The organism is Enterobacter sp. DSM 30060 (genome assembly GCF_013375955.1).
Lineage (GTDB): Bacteria > Pseudomonadota > Gammaproteobacteria > Enterobacterales > Enterobacteriaceae > Enterobacter > Enterobacter intestinihominis.
Map to the genome: position 1 here is coordinate 4,123,566 of NZ_CP056118.1, position 16,502 is coordinate 4,140,067.

Genomic DNA, 16,502 nt, shown 5'->3' on the forward strand with positions numbered 1-16,502 from the left:
AGTGTGCCTTCATTATTGATAATAAAATTCATATTAAAATAGCATGAATGATGCAATTGATAGCCTTCTTCGTCCGGTTAAGAATGGATGCAATCATCCGAGGGGGAAAATATGGAAAACCACATCAACGATCTCAGAAGTGCTATCGAACTGCTCAAACGCCATGAAGGTCAATACCTTGAAACCAACCATCCGGTCGATCCTGACGCGGAGCTGGCGGGTGTGTACCGGCATATTGGTGCTGGCGGCACGGTAAAACGTCCGACGCGCATCGGCCCGGCCATGATGTTTAACGCTATTAAGGGGTATCCCGACTCCCGTATTCTGGTCGGTATGCACGCCAGCCGCGAGCGGGCGGCGCTCCTGTTGGGCTGCGAGCCCTCTGAACTGGCAAAACATGTCGGCCAGGCGGTGAAAAACCCGATTGCTCCCGTTGTCGTCCCGGCGGCCCAGGCGCCGTGTCAGGAGCAGGTGTTTTATGCCGACGATCCGGACTTCGATCTGCGTAAATTGCTTCCGGCACCGACCAACACGCCGATAGATGCCGGTCCGTTCTTCTGTCTGGGGCTGGTGCTGGCAAGCGATCCGGAAGACGCCTCGCTGACCGATGTCACTATTCACCGTCTTTGCGTTCAGGAGCGCGATGAGCTCTCCATGTTCCTTGCCGCGGGCCGCCATATTGAAGTGTTCCGTAAGAAAGCCGAAGAGGCGGGCAAACCCTTGCCGGTCACGATCAATATGGGTCTCGATCCCGCTATCTATATTGGCGCCTGTTTCGAAGCCCCTACCACGCCCTTCGGCTACAACGAGCTGGGTGTCGCCGGCGCGTTACGTCAGGCCCCCGTCGAGCTGGTGCAGGGTGTGGCCGTAAATGAAAAAGCGATTGCGCGTGCGGAAATCATCATCGAAGGCGAACTGCTGCCGGGCGTGCGCGTAGAAGAAGATCAGCATACCCACACCGGGCACGCGATGCCGGAATTTCCCGGCTACTGCGGGGAGGCTAACCCCTCCTTACCGGTAATCAAAGTGAAGGCCGTCACGATGCGTCATCAGGCGATCCTGCAAACCCTGGTAGGACCGGGCGAAGAGCACACCACGCTGGCCGGTTTGCCAACGGAGGCCAGCATCCGGAATGCGGTGGAAGAAGCCATCCCCGGTTTCCTGCAAAACGTCTATGCGCATACCGCTGGCGGGGGCAAATTCCTTGGGGTATTGCAGGTTAAAAAACGCCAGCCTTCTGACGAAGGGCGTCAGGGTCAGGCGGCCCTCATCGCGTTAGCCACCTATTCCGAGCTTAAAAATATTATTCTCGTCGACGAAGACGTGGATATTTTCGACAGCGACGACATTTTGTGGGCGATGACGACCCGTATGCAGGGCGATGTCAGTATCACCCATCTGCCGGGGATCCGCGGTCACCAGCTCGATCCGTCTCAGGCGCCGGACTACAGTCCCTCCATTCGTGGCAACGGGATCACCTGCAAAACGATTTTCGACTGTACGGTGCCCTGGGCGCTAAAATCCCGCTTTGAGCGTGCGCCTTTTATGGAGGTAGACCCGACGCCGTGGGCACCTGAACAGTTTAAAAAATAGTATTAACCGGAAATCCTCTTCACCCTTTACGGGTGAAGAACCTCACGCTGAAATTGCCGCGTCCCCTGCTTTCTTGTAACCTTTGAGCGTTTATCACATCCCCATAAAAAATGAGACTACCGGACGCCTATGACAGCACATATTTCCAACGATCCTTTGCATGGCGTAACGCTTGAAATGCAGGTTAACGCGCTGGTTGCGCGATATGGCTGGAATGAACTGGGCAACCGAATCAAAATCAACTGTTTTCGCAAGGACCCGAGTGTTAAATCGAGTCTGAAGTTCCTGCGCCGGACCCCATGGGCGCGGGCGGAAGTTGAAGCCCTCTACCTCGACTCCCTTCACGATGACGGTAACGAGGAACAGGACGAACCGGCGTTTAATCCCTGGACGGATGGCCGGACACCCAGGAGCTAACACGCAAATGATGCGACACGTAAAACGGACTGGCGCGCTGCTTGGCTGCGCGCTTTTACTGGTAAGTTGCACTTCCAAACCACCCAAATCACTCGTTACCCCGCTGCCGCAGGCGAAACCTGTACAGCAGACTAACGAACCCATGCGCGGGATCTGGCTGGCGACCGTCTCCCGTCTCGACTGGCCCCCCGTGTCATCGGTGAATGGCCGCAGCGCGGACCAGCGTATCGCCCAGCAACAGAAGGCGCTGACGGACAAGCTCGATAAGCTGAAAAAGCTTGGGATCAACACCGTCTTCTTTCAGGTAAAACCGGACAGTACGGCGCTGTGGGCCTCTGAAATACTGCCGTGGTCAGATACCCTGACCGGGACTATCGGGGAAGACCCCGGTTACGATCCGCTCCAGTTTATGCTGGATGAAGCGCACAAGCGCGGGATGAAGGTTCACGCCTGGTTTAACCCTTACCGCGTCTCCACCAATACGAAGCCGTCGACCATCGCCGCGCTTAACCGTACCTCATCGCTTCATCCCTCCAGCGTCTACGTCCAGCATCCGGAGTGGATCCGCACCTCGGGGGATCGTTTTGTTCTCGACCCGGGCATTCCCGAGGTGCGGGACTGGATAACCCAGGTGGTGATGGAAGTGGTGAATCGCTACCCTGTCGACGGCGTTCAGTTCGATGACTATTTTTACACCGAGACGCCGGGCTCAACCCTGAACGATGCCTGGACCTTCAGGCGCTACGGCGAGGGATTTGCGTCGAAAGCTGACTGGCGTCGGCACAATACGCAGCAGCTGATTGTGCAGGTATCAAGGGCGATCAAGCAGGCAAAGCCTGAGGTTGAATTTGGCGTCAGCCCGGCGGGTGTATGGCGCAACCGCTCCTTCGACCCGGCAGGATCGGACACGCGCGGTGCCGCAGCCTACGATGAATCCTACGCTGACACGCGTAAGTGGGTACAGCAGGGTTTACTGGATTACATTGCGCCGCAGATCTACTGGCCCTTCGCCCGCGACGCGGCACGATACGATGTGCTGACAAAATGGTGGGCTGACGTGGTGAAACCGACCCATACCCGCCTGTATATCGGGATCGCGTTCTACAAAGTGGGCGCGCCTTCCAGAAACGAACCGGACTGGACGGTGAACGGCGGCGTACCGGAGCTGAAAAAACAGCTCGACCTCAACGATTCACTGCCAGACGTAAAAGGCACCATCCTGTTCCGTGAAGACTATCTTAACCAGCCGCAGACGCAGGAGGCCGTAAATTACCTCCGGGGGCGCTGGGGTAGTTGACTGACAAAAGGCAGAAACGTCATGTTTCTGCCTTTTTTTACGGCTTCGGCCCGAACATCGCCTCAAGCTGTTTTGCGTCTGGCATGCCCACGACCTGCTGCAGTTCGTTTTGCTCATTCAGGTAATAAATAGCCGGTGTGGCATTCGCGCCGAGACTGTCCATAAGCGTCTGGTGATTTTGCAGGATCTCAACGGTTTCCCGTGAAGCCGCCCCTTCAGGTTTAGGCAGCTTTTTACCGCCGGACAGCTCGTACTCTTTCCAGGCCGACACCGGATCTTTGGCATTCAGGATCGCGGAGGCGTTACGCCCGCTGTTCGGGTTAAGAAACGCAACCAGCAGCGTGTTGAGCTGGACCTTGCCGGCCTTCACCCACGGCTGCGCTTCAGCCCAGAACTGCTTGCAGTACGGGCAGAACGGGTCGGCAAAAACAAAGACTTTGCGCGGGGCGCTCTCCGCGCCCTCTTTCAGCGGATGCGCCGCATTGAGCTTTTTCCACATCTCGCGGCCCATCGGGGCGTAGATCTCTTTCTGGAAAAAGGCCTCGCTGAGGTTGGTTCCCTTCTCATCATACAGATAGCCAGACACCACGTGCTTTCCGTCAGGGGTCAGAAAGAGCGTCACGCCCATGTCCTGATACTGCCCCAGCCACGCTGGCGCGCCGCCGGGGGCATCAATTTTCTTAATGATTTTGATATCCTGCTGCTCACTGAAGTGCTTTACCACATCCGGAAGCGACTCCTCTGCCCTGACCAGCCCTGAAAACAGCAGAGCAGAGAGTAACAGCATCTTTTTCTTTGCTAACAGTTGAAGCATAACGACCCCTCTAAGATATTGTTTTTCAGAGTGGTCGAACTTTATTGCCCTGTCAACGCTTCATAAATATCCTTGAGGCGACTACGCAAAAATCGCACAGCTTTGTGTTTGCGGGATAATAACGCCTGCACGCTGTCGCCCGTTTCCTCCGCCAGCACCTTCATGGTGTATCCCTCAAATTCCGTTTTTTCAAACACCTCGCGCTGTGGTGGCGGCAGTTCCGACAGGGCTTGCCCCAACTCTTCCCACAGCAGCATGTTGAGATACTCCTCCTCCGGCGTTTGCGGTACGCCGAATAACGTTTCTGCAATCTCCTGCTCCGGAAAGTCCTCATCATCTGCCGTCAGGTACCCCGGCAGTGAAACCTCATGCTTTTTTCGCGCCCGGTCGATCATCTCATTTCGCGCGGCGCGAAACAGCCAGGCGGCGACGTTCTCGACCGGTTGTTCCACTTTCATCAACTGCCAGGTCACTTCCTGAAGAATATCATCGACATCATCACGAACCGCAGTCCGTCCGCGAATGAAGGCTTTTAGCCGTGCGCGGCAGGCATTGAGTGCCGAGATAAGTAATGATTCCCCCGCCTCACCGGCTTTCATATCGCTCATTCGGCTTCCGGCGCTTTCGCAGCGTTATCATCTCGCTTCTCATCCCGGTCATCGTGCCACCGGCAATGACCGTGACGACCAAATCCTGCCCGACGCTGCTGAATGAAGGCCTCCCGTTGTTCGGGGGTCATATTCATCCATTGTGCGTGCATACGGCGGTGTGCACCGAACCTGCCTGGACGAAAACCCAGCCCACCGAAAAGAATGCGGCTCAGCAGCAGGATCCCCAGCGCCTGCCAGAAGCCAATGGCTTTAACCCCCAGGATGGCCGGGAGCAACGCGTTCCACAGGGACATGACCAGCAGGCCAAGCACCACGAACAGGACTGCGCCTATCACGATGCCCTTGTACATACGATGGCGGCCCAAACCACGCCCGTGACCTTTTCCGTGCATATCGAAATTTCTCATATGTACCTCGTTTATGTTGAATGATTATGGTCTCTGATGAGGTAGACGGATGAGGAACAGAAATATTGCCGGGGAAAGATAAAATTTATGTGATAGCGGCTTTGTACGGATAACAGTAATGGCTGAAGGAGATTGTGCAGCGGCTGAATGCAGACATTAAAAAGGCTCCAACAGGAGCCTTCCTCATTTAATCACGCAATTGCCGGCAGACGAAAACTCGAAATACTCTGCGACAACTGCTGCGCCTGCTCCTCCAGCGAGGCCGCGGCTGCGGCGGATTGCTGCACCAGCGCCGCGTTCTGCTGGGTCACACCGTCCATCTCCGTTACGGCCTGCCCAACCTGACCAATTCCACGGCTCTGCTCTTCTGAGGCAACCGAAATCTGTTCCATCAGCGTATGCACTTTATTCACAGAGCTGATAATAGAATCAATCACCTCTCCCGAACGATTCACCAGTTCCGCACCGTTTTTCACGCTGGAAACAGACTGGGCGATAAGGCTTTCGATATCCTTCGCCGCCACCGCGCTTTTCTGGGCCAGGGTGCGCACTTCACTTGCCACCACGGCAAATCCTCGCCCCTGCGTACCGGCACGCGCCGCTTCAACGGCCGCGTTCAGCGCCAGAATATTAGTCTGGAAAGCAATACTGTTGATGACACTGGTGATGTCCTCAATACGCTTCGAGTTGGACGCGATAGTATTCATCGTTTCGATGACTTCACGGGTTACCGCTTCACCGGTATGGGCATTTTTCACGGCATCCTGCACCAGCTTACCGGCCTGGAACACGTTATCGGTGTTATTCGCCACCGTCGCGCTCAGCTCTTCCATGCTGGCGGCCGTCTGGGTCAGGGCAGAAGCCTGTTGCTCGGTACGGGAGGCCAGGTCGATATTGCCGGAAGCAATTTCCTGCGCCGCATGCGTTACGGTGTGGCTGGCATCGCGCACCTGAGAAATGGTGGAGAGCAGCGCCTGGCGCATCTGCTCCATCGAGGACATCAGGTGATCGATTTCATTCCCGGAATCACGCTTGATCGGTACCGGTACGTCCAGCTTCCCGGCCGCAATCTGTCGACAGTGCTCGCGCGCCAGGTTCACTGGCGCAAAGACCACGCGTTTCATCAGCAGGCTGACGACGAAGATCACCACCACGAACAGCACCGCAATGCAGGCGATAATAATCAGACCCGACACAAAATTATGGCTCGCATCCTCGTTCAGCGTTTTGGCGTACTTCTGGTGAACGGAGAGAACCTGATCGAGCACAATTTCATATTGGCGATCGAGTTGAGACACCACGGGAATAAGAGCGTTGAACCGCGACACATCGTGAGCGGCGGCAGCGGCAATCAGTGGTGCCAGTCCCTGGTTACGGTAGTTTTGCCACGCCTGCTGGTAGGCAGTGACCAGCGGGGCTTCGTCCTGCAAACGCGGCGAGGCCATAAACGCCGAAAATGCACTATCGGCTTTGGTCAGCGCCTCTTTAACCGAGGCCAGTTTCGCAGACGAGTCGGTGGCGCCCCCCGCTTCCACCATTTTTACATACTCCATAACCCTGACGCGCAGGGTTCGGCTATGGTTAATGGGATCAATAATGGACAGGACCACCTGAATTTCTTTGTTCACATTATCCAGCGAAGTATTACTTTTAATGATGAGCCCAACGCTGGTGATGGTGCTGGCCACAAAGAAAAAAAGCAGGGAAAACAGGATAATCAGGGATGATTTTTTCAACGACATAACACACCTCAGGGATATAATTTCCCTTTGGTTATCGGCTGAATCCGATCTTTAATTAATTAAAGTTATTGATATATCCTTCAGACGATACCCTGTCACTCCACGGCCTTGTATCGCCGTTGCAGTGTGGCATCCAGTTTACGCTGGATCGGCTCCGGCGTTTCCCCTTCAATCAGTTTGCCAATCAGATCAAAGCAGTGCCAGGCGAGCTGGCGGTTATCCTGACGAACGGTATCGACAGGAATGGTCAGAGAATCATAGAGATAGTGATCATCAAAGCTGGCCAGACGCATATCGCTTTGCAGCAGATTATGTTGCCCCATATAGCGCAACACCCCTTCCAGCAGACCGCAGGCGGCGGTAAAAAGGGCTTTTGGCGGGCGGCCCAGGCGCGCGCAAAGTTCGGCAAACATTTCGTAGCCGGAGCTGGGATGGTAATTACCATGAATAATCCACTCCGGACGTAGCTCGACGCCAGCGTCACGCAGCCCCTGCTTAAACCCTTCCAGACGGTCACGCGTCGGGGAAAGCCGCGGCTGGCCGCCGAGGAAGTAGAACTCATCCGGATGCTGGCGCGCAATGTCGGCCACCAGCGTGGCGGTCGGGGTAATTGAATCGGTGAGGACCAGCGGCAGAGAACTGTCGTTCATATGACGGTCAAAGAGCACAACGGGCAACTGCTCGCTCAGCTTTTGATAATCCGCGTCGTTGAGCATGCTGGAGGCGACAATCAGCCCGTCCACCTGGCGGGCCACCATGTTATTGACCACCACCGTCTCCTGCCCCGGATTTTCATCGCTACAGGAGATCAGCAGCTGAACACCCGCCTCGCGGCAGAGGGTCTCCAGCTCATGAGAAAAAACGGCAAACCCGTAGTTGGTGATTTCCGGCACCACCAGACCAATGGTGTGGCTGCGGTTGTCCCGCAGCGAACGGGCGTGAATACTGGGCTGATAATGATGTTCTTTGGCAATCGCCAGCACACGCTCGCGTGTCTCCTCCGCCACCCGAAGCTCTTTGCTGCGGCCGTTCAGAACCAGACTGGCGGTGGCTTTTGATACCCCCGCCAGCTCCGCGATATCTTTAATGGTGACGCGTTTTGTTTTTCTCACAACGACTTAGATCCGGCTGCCAAAACCCCTATTCTATCATGCAGCTGCGCAGCGACCAGTAGCGTAATGTGATGTCGGACGCACCTTCTAAGCGAACCTGGGCCGGATGGTCAGGAAAATAGCGGCTGCTCATGACGCCTTCACCGTAATTGATGAAAATTTCGACGCTGGAACGGTCACACAGCACGCGTAAATGATGAACAGAGCCCTGCCAGTAGCGGGTCAACGTCTCTCCGGTTTCCAGGCTGGCGCGTTCCAGACGGATCCCCGCATCATCCACAATCAGCCGCAACGCGCCGGCAAAATCCACGTTTACGCACGATGCGCTCAGTTCGAACTCAAGACGCGTTCCCTCCAGCACCGGGGCATCGCTGGCGCGTCCCTGCCAGTGATGTTCATCCTCGCGCAGTGTTTCCAGCTCACGGACCGGCGTTTGCCAGAGCTTACCGTTGCGGTAGCGCAGCTCGCGCGGACAGGTCATCTGGTGGATCCAGCCGTGCCCCCGTGTAGGCTGGAGCATCTCTTCGCCGTCCGGCACGCCCATCCAGCCGATGAGGATGCAGCGGCCGTCTTCTGCCACCGTGGTTTGCGGCGCGTAAAATTCGAAACCGGCATCAAGCTCATGCAATTCGTCGTGCGCAAATGCAGGCGTTTGATAATCAAATGCTCCACTCATCCAGACGGCCGGATAGGTGTTGAGATAGCGATGCGGTTCGCGCGCCAGCCCCTGTGGGCAGCAGATCAAGACGTGTGTGCCATCAAGCGCAAACAGATCCGGGCACTCCCACATATAGCCCGCGTCCGTGAGTCCATTGACGCCGTGACCGGCGATTTCGCCGCAGGACGCCCAGGTGTGCAAATCGGCTGACGTAAACAGCAGCACCTTACCGCGCTTATGCTGATCCTGCGCCCCGAGCACCATGTACCACTGCCCGTCATGGCGCCACACTTTCGGGTCGCGGACGTGCCCGGTATACCCGTCCGGCAGGGGCAACACCGGTCCCAGTTTGGCAAACGTGCCGTCGTCATTTTGCACCGCCAGACACTGCCAGGCGGTGCGGCCGCCATCGTCAAACTTAACGTTGCCGGTATAGCACAGGGTCAGCACGCCGTTGTTATCCACGGCGCTGCCGGAGTAACAGCCATTGCGGTCATACTCTTCGTCAGGCATCAGCGCCATTGGCTCGTGCTGCCAGTGCACCAGATCTGCTGAGCTCCAGTGTCCCCAGCACTTGTAGCGATGATCGCAGCCCAGCGGGTTCCACTGATAAAACAGATGGTAACGTCCGGCAAACCAGATAAAGCCGTTCGGATCGTTCATCAGCCCTGTCACCGGTGCGGGATGCCACTGCGGATAGTGGCTGTCCGCCAGCGCACGCGGCTGGCCTTGCATAACGGCCTGCAACACGGCAGGCCAGCGGGAAGGTAAGGTCATTATTCAGAGTCCGTCTTATATTTCAGCAGCAGAGAAACGGTGAACGCCACGCCAAAGGCAATCACCATGCCGATAATATAGTTGAGCAGCGAGCTGGCCTGAACGATCGCCATACCGGGAAGCGCCGTCAGGCCAACGGCGGTCATGTAGACATGCACCGACACCACCCAGGCACCGCCCGCCGCACCACCGATCAGCGCCGCGATAAACGGCTTCACGAAACGCAGGTTGATGCCAAAAATTGCCGCTTCGGTGATGCCCAGCATCGCGGAAAACGCCGACGGTAAGGTAATGGCTTTGATTTTGGCATCACGGGTTTTGAACCACACCGCCAGACATGCCCCGCCCTGCGCCACGTTCGCCATCGCCCAGATCGGCAGCAGGAAGTTCACGCCAATCGACGGGTTACCCAGCAGTCCGGCCTCAATAGCGTGGAAGCTGTGGTGAATGCCGGTAATGACAATCACCGAATAGAGCCCACCAAACAACAGCCCGGCCAGCCAGCCCGCGTGGGCAATCAGGGTGCTAAGAATAAAGGAGATCCCGTCGCCCAGCGCGCGTCCCGCCGGGCCAATAATCAACAGCGCGATAAAGCCGGAGATAATGACGGTCAGGAACGGCGTCAGGATCAGATCTAACGCATCCGGGATCGCCCGGCGAAGCTGTTTTTCCACAATGCTCATAAACCACACCGCCAGCAGTACCGGGAAGACGGTTCCCTGATAGCCAATCATGGCGATTTCAAGACCGAAGAAGTTCATGGTGTGGAAGCCGGATGCTACGCCCCAGGCGTTGGTCAGCGCCGGATGAGTCAGGATGCCGCCGAGCGTTGCGCCCAGATACGGGTTGCCGCCAAACTCCCGCGCGGCGGTGAAGCCAATCAGGATCGGCAGAATAATAAACGCCGCCGAGCTGCACATATCCAGCATGATATAGAGCGCGTTATCCGGATTAACCCAGCCGTAGGTTTTAACCATCCCGAGCAGGCCCATCAGCAGACCCGAGGCCACGATCGCCGGAATAATCGGCACGAAGATGTTGGAGAGCAGACGCGCGATGCGCTGGAACGGGTTCAGCTTGCGGGCTGCAATATCCGCCGCTTCCGATTTACTGGACTCGCTAATCCCTGCCGCCTGAATAAACGCGGTGTAAACCTTATTCACCACCCCTGTGCCGAAGATCACCTGCATCTGCCCGGCATTTCGAAAACAGCCTTTCACGCCTTCAACCTTGCCGATAGCCTGCTGGTCGGCAAGCGCATCATCGACCAGCACCAGACGAAGGCGCGTGGCGCAATGTGCCGCGCTGGCAATGTTCTCTTTGCCACCGAGCAGCGGAATCAGCTCGCGCGCAATATGATTAAAATCCATAGATACCTCTTCCTGACCTCTTTTTATGATGTTCGAAACGCCCCCGCAATGCGGGAGCGTGAAGGGTTAAAACCAGGTTTCCATCTGCACCCCAAAGTTCCATTCCCCACCCGCGTTGAAGCCGCTACTGCCAAAGGCGTCATCGCTGGCGTAGTTATCCAGCTTGCTGCTCCAGTCCATCCAGGTGGCGAACAGGCGCAGCTCCGGACGGCTGAAGAAATCGCCAATCTTGCCCGCCTTTAACGTCGGGGCAAAGGTCAGCTTGTAGAAGCTACCGTTAACCGCATTGCGATCCTTGTAGCCTTCCGGGTTTAAATCCATGTACTGATAGCTGCCCTCGAACGCGAGGGCGAAATTCTGGGTCACCTCTTTGATCAGACGCGTATTGAGCGTGACCCACTCATAGCTGTCGCCCTTCACGTAGCGGTCCTTACTGCTTTGCGCGAGTACGGCGGGCGCAATGTGCCAGCCACCGCCCAGCGGCGTGACACCGTAACTTGCAAAACGCCAGGTATCGGCTTCTGACAGCAATGCGCCGTCTGCACCAATGCTTTTCACCTCGGCGCCCAGACCGTGGCCGTAAAGCAGCGCCGTTTTGGCGGAACCTTCCCGCAGGCCGTAGAAGCTCTCGTTATGCAGACCCACCAACGCATGCACCCCGTTATTCGCCGCGTCGGTTTTAATCAGATCGCCGTTGCTGTCCTTACGGTCGTCATTATCTTTTGCCCGTAAGCCGCTGACCATCATCTGCACCGGCCCGGCAAAGTGGTTCATGCTTAAGATGTAGTTCTGAACGTTGTTGTCGATCTCCTCTTCACTGCCGAAGTTACGGCCATAAAGGGAGAAGTTACTGCGCAGCGTATCGTTCCACTTCACGTCGTAGACGCCGCCACCGGTCCCGGCGAGAAATACCACGTCGGAGTCCAGCCAGTGAATGTCGAAGTTGTCGCGGTCAAAACGCTTACCCGCCCAGAAGGTGCTGCCTTTCAGCGCGCCGGTAACGTCCGGCAAAGTGCCCAGCTCGGCAAAGGCCTGACGAATGTTCAGGTCGCTGCTGTCTGCCGACCAGTCGTTATAGGTTTTCTGACCGTCGGCCAGCATCGCCTTAAAGCGCGTCGTCGCGCCATTTTCCAGCGTCTGTTTGTGCTCAACATTCAGCTCAACGTAGGTATCCGCTTCGTTCCCCAGACGCCCGATGGCCCCACCCGTTTCCCCTGCGGGTGTCAGATAAGGACCGCTTTTGCTGCTGGAGGCCGCGTCGTTCATCAGCAGCCCGGAACGGGCGTAACCGTGAAACTCAAAACCGCCTGTCCGATCGGCTTTCTCTTCCAGCGCCGTGGTACGTTGCGCCACCGCCTGTGTGGAGGTTTGCGCTTCCTGCTGCGCAGCCACCAGTTGCTGCGTTTTCTGTTCCGCTGCCGTGGCGCGTTTTTCAGCAATCTGCGCACGGGTTTCCGCCTCATGCAAACGCTGCTCCAGCGCTGCCAGGCGCGCTTCGATACGGGTCATGTCCGTCTGGGCAAAAACAGAGGTACTGCCGGCCAGCATGCCTATCATCACGGCAAGTCTGCGTTTTTTATACATTTTGTCGCATCCCTAATAACTATCGGTAAAAGTGCTAAATTGCTAAACCGGTTTAGGCGAGTGATACTAAACCGTTAAATTTTGAATCGGCAACGTTTTTTGCTAAACCGTTTTAGTAAGTGTGATCGAGGCGACAATTCAGGCCCCCGACCGGAGGCCTGGCGACGTGAATTACAGTTCGTGATGATAAGGCAGCGCGGTCATTGCCCCTTTTGCGGTTGTCGCCAGCGCTCCGCAGCGCTGCGCTAACGTGATGACCTCTGAGAGACGGGCCTGGCCATGACATGCCAGACCGAACAGCAGCCCGGCGACGAAAGCATCCCCCGCACCGGTGGTATCAATGCATTCCACGGGTGATGCAGGATAGTGCGTCAACGCGCCTCCCTGCCAGGCGGTCACGCCCTCTTTTCCCTGCGTCACCAGCACCAGCCTGGCCGGACAGGTGCGCATTAGCTCCGCCAGACCCTCATGAACCTGCGCATTTCCGGTCAAGAACGCCAGCTCTTCCACCGAGATTTTCACCACATCTGCACAGGCTAATGCCCGCTCAAGGCACTGGCGCAGCTCGACTTCATCGTACCAGAGATCGGCGCGGATATTGGGGTCAAAGCTGACGAAACCGCCCGCCTGTCTGATAGCGGCCATCGCCTGAAACGTCGCGGAACGGCTGGGTTCGGCGCTAAGCGCGATAGAGCAGACGTGCAGCCACTCCCCGGCGCGGAATGGCGGGAGATCGGCGGCGTCGAGGAACAGATCAGCACTCGGGCGAACCATAAAGGTAAATGAACGTTCCCCGTCGTCATCGAGATCCACCACCACCGTGGAGGTGCGATGCCGCGGATCCCGTCTCAGCCATTCTGTATTAACCTGCTCATCCACAAGCGTTTTTTGCATAAAGCGCCCGAAGGGGTCGTCGCCCACCCGGCCTATAAAGGCGCTTCTGCCGCCCAGACGCGCAATCCCAACCGCGACGTTGGCCGGTGCGCCGCCCGGACATTGCAGCAGTTTGCCCTCTCCGTCGGGCAACAGATCCACCACTGCATCGCCAAGTACCCAGATCGTCTCCATATCACCTTCTTAGCTAAATCATGTTAAACCGGTTTAGCTATTTAAGCACAGGCAGGGTGTCGGGGAAATATGGCGAGGGAAAATTTGCTTAACCTACCCGTTGGGGCCAGTGGATATCCCCCACGCCATTGAGCTGCGGGCGGGCGAACAAAAAGCCCTGGAAGCGGCGAATACCGGCGGATTCAAGCCAGCACCACTCTTCTATCTTCTCAATGCCTTCTGCGACCAGCGTAATCTCCAGATCGGTGCAGCAGCTGATTATCGACTTCACAATCGCCTGCTTGGGTCCGCTCTGGTGGATATCGCTGACGATCTCCCTGTCGATTTTGAGCTTATCCGGCTGGAACCGCGTGAGCAGTGAAAGACCGGCATAGCCGGAACCAAAATCATCTATTGCCAGCCCAACCCCTTCCCCCCGCAGCTGTTTAATGGCGCTATTAAACTGGTTAAAGCCGGATATCATCTCGTTCTCAGTGACTTCAATGACCACCTGCTCTGGCTGTAGACCGTGCTTTTTGATCTGCGTTACCAGGAACTCTACCGCACCCGGCACGTTAACCAGCGACATTGGCAGCAGGTTCACCGCCAGTTTGTGGCTGCCGATGCCCAGCTTTTGCGCCAGCGCAAAGGTCCAGGCTTTGGTATGCAGATCGACTTCGTATATCTTTTCACGATCGAGACTACGGAAAAAATGCTCCGGGCTGCCGCCGTCGTTTCCGCGTATAAGCGCTTCGAGAGAACTGATTTTGCCTTCGGACGGCTCGACAATGGGTTGCAGCGCAAACTGGCAGGGCTGTCCCGCCAACAGACCTAACCCTTTACCAAACGGCGCGCGCTCTCGCGAAAGCGTCCATTTATCAGGCTCATAGTCCAAAGCGGGTGGGATAGCGGTTTTGCCGGCGATAAAGGTCTGAATAAATTTGAAGACCCGATCCTCAGAAGTCAGGTAGCTTTCCAGCTTGCTGTAATGCAGAACCGATGCCAGAACCGCTTTCGGGGTCTGAACGTCCATGTTAAACAGCAGCATTCCCACGTCTTCGAAACGTCGGCGCGGACCGTAATCGCGCATCAGCTCCACCACGCCGGTATGCCGGTTGTCCGCACGGATGATGTTAAAAAGCGCGACGACGTTCTGTTCCGTGCCTTCGAGAATTTGCAGAACGTCACGTCCACGGGAGAGAAGAATGCCTGAGATGCCCTGCTCCGTATTACGGATCCTGGCCTTTTCAACCAGCGAGCTTAACGCTGCGGAGGTGCAGGTTAAGCTCAGCTGGCTTCGATAAATGAGAGTTGTCAGCACAGAAACGGGGTCCGGTATGGGGTATACGCCTGAACGGTACTGTTTAACATAGTTCCCTGGGGTGGCCTAGTCTATTCCACTTCGGGGTTGATTCTCCCCAAGACGGCTGTCGATCCGCGTCTGCATATAGTCGTAGAAAGGATTCGACGTTACGCGCATTAACGCATCTTTACCGACGCTCAGAACTGAGGTTTCTCCCCACAGGGCTATCGTCCCGAGACTGATTCCATAGCGGTTTTTCACCTCAGGATGGCGGCCATACAGATCGTCTTCAGGCGGGAACGGAATGGCAATATGCGACAGGGAATAAACCTCCTGCGGATACGAGACCGACAGCGGCATCACCGTTTCCCGGGTGCTGCCCGCAGGCGTTGTCTTTGCCACCATATCAAACCTGTCAGGGCTGGCATTGGTCACGATTGTGACACTGTAACGTCTTTTCGCCTCGGGCAGCAGGTCAGCCACCGCCGTCCAGGATGATGGCCTGAACAGTGGACGGAAACTCCCGGCCTGATTGATGTCAAATACCACCAGTTCGCTGCCATTTGCCGGAAGCTGGTCAAACAGCCCGCTGACTACGGCGCGGGTACTGACCGTTGAATCCATGACCGACTGAAACGCCAGTACCGGCGGGAGCTGCGCCAGTTTGTGATTATGAACATCGCGGTTTATCTGCTCATGCAGCGCCCGGGTAAGCAGCCAGGACTGACGTGCCGCATTCACCGGGAACGAATTGTATTTATAAGGATTATATTCCGGCGAAATGTTGAGCCACGCGGCTTTGGCAAACGCCGGTAACATAGCCGGTAGCCCGGCGAATCCGGCAAAGCGCGCAAACGCCGTGACGCCAATCATCGGTGAGAGCAAAACGATCTGCTGAGGTTTACGCAGTTCAGGCGCATCAAGGGCGTCGAGGGCGTATTTCATCGCCAGCGCGCCGCCGTTGGAATAGCCCACCAGGTGCAGGGGGAGATCGTTCCCTGTCAGGCGTGTTGCTTCACGAACCGCAAGGCGCGTAGCTGCCAGCCACGCCTCCCAGTCAACGTCTGTCAACGCGCCCGGCGCCGTGCCATGTCCGGGCAAACGAGGCACTACGGCCACAAAGCCGTGCTTTTGATAATTCACAGCCAGACGCCTGACGCTGTAGGGCGAATCCGTCAGACCGTGCAACAACACTACCGCCCCGCGCGGCTTTCCGGCAGGCATCAGCACAAACGACCGGTTTGCATCCGGAGTAAAGTGTCCTGGCCACACCAGGCTCTGACGGTAATAGCGGTTCAGCGGCGTGCGCTCTGCGGGGGTGACTTTCGCCGTCACCTCAGCATCAAGAGCGGTGAAGATGGCGTTTTCCCGCGCGACATAGGCTGCGAAGGTCGCGTTATCCATCTCCTGCACGGACATTTCGTCAGCCCGCCAGGTATGCCAGTGATGCAGAGCCGGCCCCTGCTGCGAAAGATAAACCCGCACCGCCAGCAGAACGAGCACAATGATCCCGATGACCATCGCTATTTTTTTTGCGAGAGCCATCAGGCGCACGCTGACCCGCCAGGGCAAATTCGCCATGTAAGGCTCCCTCTCTTATCCACAGAGCTTTCATCTTACCAAAAAATGTGAAGAGGCTGTCGTATTCACCAAATAGATACCGCTCAGGCCGGACACTGCACCAAAAGTGAACTACGCTGCACAAATGTTGAGCATCTGTTAAACAAATATTGCATTAACTTTGCTGCACAGTGCGTTTTCGCCGCAATG

Annotated in this window: 14 protein-coding genes; 3 read left to right on the top strand and 11 right to left on the bottom strand. The window is 56.6% G+C overall.

The window, feature by feature from the left end:
- The first annotated feature begins 111 nt into the window (after window positions 1-111).
- The 3 genes from HWQ15_RS19700 to HWQ15_RS19710 all read left to right on the top strand — a co-directional run bounded on the left by HWQ15_RS19700 (window position 112) and on the right by HWQ15_RS19710 (window position 3,307).
- Window positions 112-1,593 (top strand): UbiD family decarboxylase, encoded by a 1,482-nt coding sequence (locus HWQ15_RS19700; protein WP_063148903.1) that lies wholly within the window; start codon window positions 112-114, stop codon window positions 1,591-1,593.
- 129 nt (window positions 1,594-1,722) lie between these two features.
- Complete coding sequence (locus tag HWQ15_RS19705) at window positions 1,723-2,010, top strand: VF530 family DNA-binding protein (protein WP_023300148.1); 288 nt, start codon at window positions 1,723-1,725, stop codon at window positions 2,008-2,010.
- Between the two features lie 7 nt (window positions 2,011-2,017).
- Window positions 2,018-3,307, top strand: coding sequence for a glycoside hydrolase family 10 protein (locus HWQ15_RS19710; protein WP_022648168.1), 1,290 nt, complete (start codon window positions 2,018-2,020; stop codon window positions 3,305-3,307).
- A 37-nt stretch (window positions 3,308-3,344) separates the two neighbouring features.
- On the opposite strand, the gene dsbG is transcribed toward HWQ15_RS19710, so the two are convergent.
- The 11 genes from dsbG to HWQ15_RS19765 form a co-directional block, all read right to left on the bottom strand.
- Window positions 3,345-4,121 (bottom strand): thiol:disulfide interchange protein DsbG, encoded by a 777-nt coding sequence (gene dsbG, locus HWQ15_RS19715; RefSeq protein WP_022648169.1) that lies wholly within the window; start codon window positions 4,119-4,121, stop codon window positions 3,345-3,347.
- Window positions 4,122-4,162: 41 nt separating this feature from the next.
- Complete coding sequence (locus tag HWQ15_RS19720) at window positions 4,163-4,729, bottom strand: RNA polymerase sigma factor (protein WP_058677847.1); 567 nt, start codon at window positions 4,727-4,729, stop codon at window positions 4,163-4,165.
- On the bottom strand, window positions 4,726-5,139 hold the full coding sequence (locus HWQ15_RS19725; RefSeq protein WP_063148904.1) for a hypothetical protein: 414 nt from the start codon (window positions 5,137-5,139) through the stop codon (window positions 4,726-4,728). The genes HWQ15_RS19720 and HWQ15_RS19725 overlap by 4 nt, the downstream gene beginning before the upstream one ends.
- A gap of 191 nt (window positions 5,140-5,330) precedes the next feature.
- A complete protein-coding gene (locus tag HWQ15_RS19730) occupies window positions 5,331-6,881 on the bottom strand; it encodes a methyl-accepting chemotaxis protein (protein ID WP_063148905.1) in 1,551 nt (516 codons plus the stop codon).
- A 95-nt stretch (window positions 6,882-6,976) separates the two neighbouring features.
- Window positions 6,977-7,993 (bottom strand): LacI family DNA-binding transcriptional regulator, encoded by a 1,017-nt coding sequence (locus HWQ15_RS19735; RefSeq protein ID WP_017693400.1) that lies wholly within the window; start codon window positions 7,991-7,993, stop codon window positions 6,977-6,979.
- Between the two features lie 28 nt (window positions 7,994-8,021).
- Complete coding sequence (locus HWQ15_RS19740) at window positions 8,022-9,428, bottom strand: sucrose-6-phosphate hydrolase (RefSeq protein ID WP_063148906.1); 1,407 nt, start codon at window positions 9,426-9,428, stop codon at window positions 8,022-8,024.
- Window positions 9,428-10,798 (bottom strand): sucrose-specific PTS transporter subunit IIBC, encoded by a 1,371-nt coding sequence (locus tag HWQ15_RS19745; RefSeq protein ID WP_038416083.1) that lies wholly within the window; start codon window positions 10,796-10,798, stop codon window positions 9,428-9,430. The genes HWQ15_RS19740 and HWQ15_RS19745 overlap by 1 nt, the downstream gene beginning before the upstream one ends.
- 66 nt (window positions 10,799-10,864) lie before the next feature.
- Window positions 10,865-12,382: a carbohydrate porin gene (locus tag HWQ15_RS19750; RefSeq protein ID WP_063148907.1), complete on the bottom strand. Its 1,518-nt coding sequence runs from the start codon at window positions 12,380-12,382 to the stop codon at window positions 10,865-10,867.
- A 171-nt stretch (window positions 12,383-12,553) separates the two neighbouring features.
- The gene (locus HWQ15_RS19755; RefSeq protein WP_176587409.1) at window positions 12,554-13,450 is read right to left on the bottom strand and encodes an aminoimidazole riboside kinase; all 897 of its coding nucleotides are present in this window, start codon (window positions 13,448-13,450) and stop codon (window positions 12,554-12,556) included.
- An 88-nt stretch (window positions 13,451-13,538) separates the two neighbouring features.
- Complete coding sequence (locus HWQ15_RS19760; RefSeq protein ID WP_063148909.1) at window positions 13,539-14,750, bottom strand: diguanylate phosphodiesterase; 1,212 nt, start codon at window positions 14,748-14,750, stop codon at window positions 13,539-13,541.
- Window positions 14,751-14,816: 66 nt separating this feature from the next.
- Entirely contained in the window at window positions 14,817-16,313 is a 1,497-nt protein-coding gene (locus HWQ15_RS19765; protein ID WP_063215927.1) for a carboxylesterase, read from the bottom strand.
- Window positions 16,314-16,502 lie beyond the last annotated feature (189 nt).

Bases quoted from the DNA above. Each gene is read 5' to 3' on its own strand.
- HWQ15_RS19700 (WP_063148903.1), top strand. From the start codon at position 112: ATGGAAAACCACATCAACGATCTCAGAAGTGCTATCGAACTGCTCAAA.
- HWQ15_RS19710 (WP_022648168.1), top strand. From the start codon at position 2,018: ATGATGCGACACGTAAAACGGACTGGCGCGCTGCTTGGCTGCGCGCTT.
- HWQ15_RS19725 (WP_063148904.1), bottom strand. From the start codon at position 5,139: ATGAGAAATTTCGATATGCACGGAAAAGGTCACGGGCGTGGTTTGGGC.
- HWQ15_RS19750 (WP_063148907.1), bottom strand. From the start codon at position 12,382: ATGTATAAAAAACGCAGACTTGCCGTGATGATAGGCATGCTGGCCGGC.
- HWQ15_RS19730 (WP_063148905.1), bottom strand. From the start codon at position 6,881: ATGTCGTTGAAAAAATCATCCCTGATTATCCTGTTTTCCCTGCTTTTT.
- HWQ15_RS19755 (WP_176587409.1), bottom strand. From the start codon at position 13,450: ATGGAGACGATCTGGGTACTTGGCGATGCAGTGGTGGATCTGTTGCCC.
- HWQ15_RS19705 (WP_023300148.1), top strand. From the start codon at position 1,723: ATGACAGCACATATTTCCAACGATCCTTTGCATGGCGTAACGCTTGAA.
- HWQ15_RS19720 (WP_058677847.1), bottom strand. From the start codon at position 4,729: ATGAGCGATATGAAAGCCGGTGAGGCGGGGGAATCATTACTTATCTCG.
- HWQ15_RS19740 (WP_063148906.1), bottom strand. From the start codon at position 9,428: ATGACCTTACCTTCCCGCTGGCCTGCCGTGTTGCAGGCCGTTATGCAA.
- dsbG (WP_022648169.1), bottom strand. From the start codon at position 4,121: ATGCTTCAACTGTTAGCAAAGAAAAAGATGCTGTTACTCTCTGCTCTG.
- HWQ15_RS19745 (WP_038416083.1), bottom strand. From the start codon at position 10,798: ATGGATTTTAATCATATTGCGCGCGAGCTGATTCCGCTGCTCGGTGGC.
- HWQ15_RS19765 (WP_063215927.1), bottom strand. From the start codon at position 16,313: ATGGCGAATTTGCCCTGGCGGGTCAGCGTGCGCCTGATGGCTCTCGCA.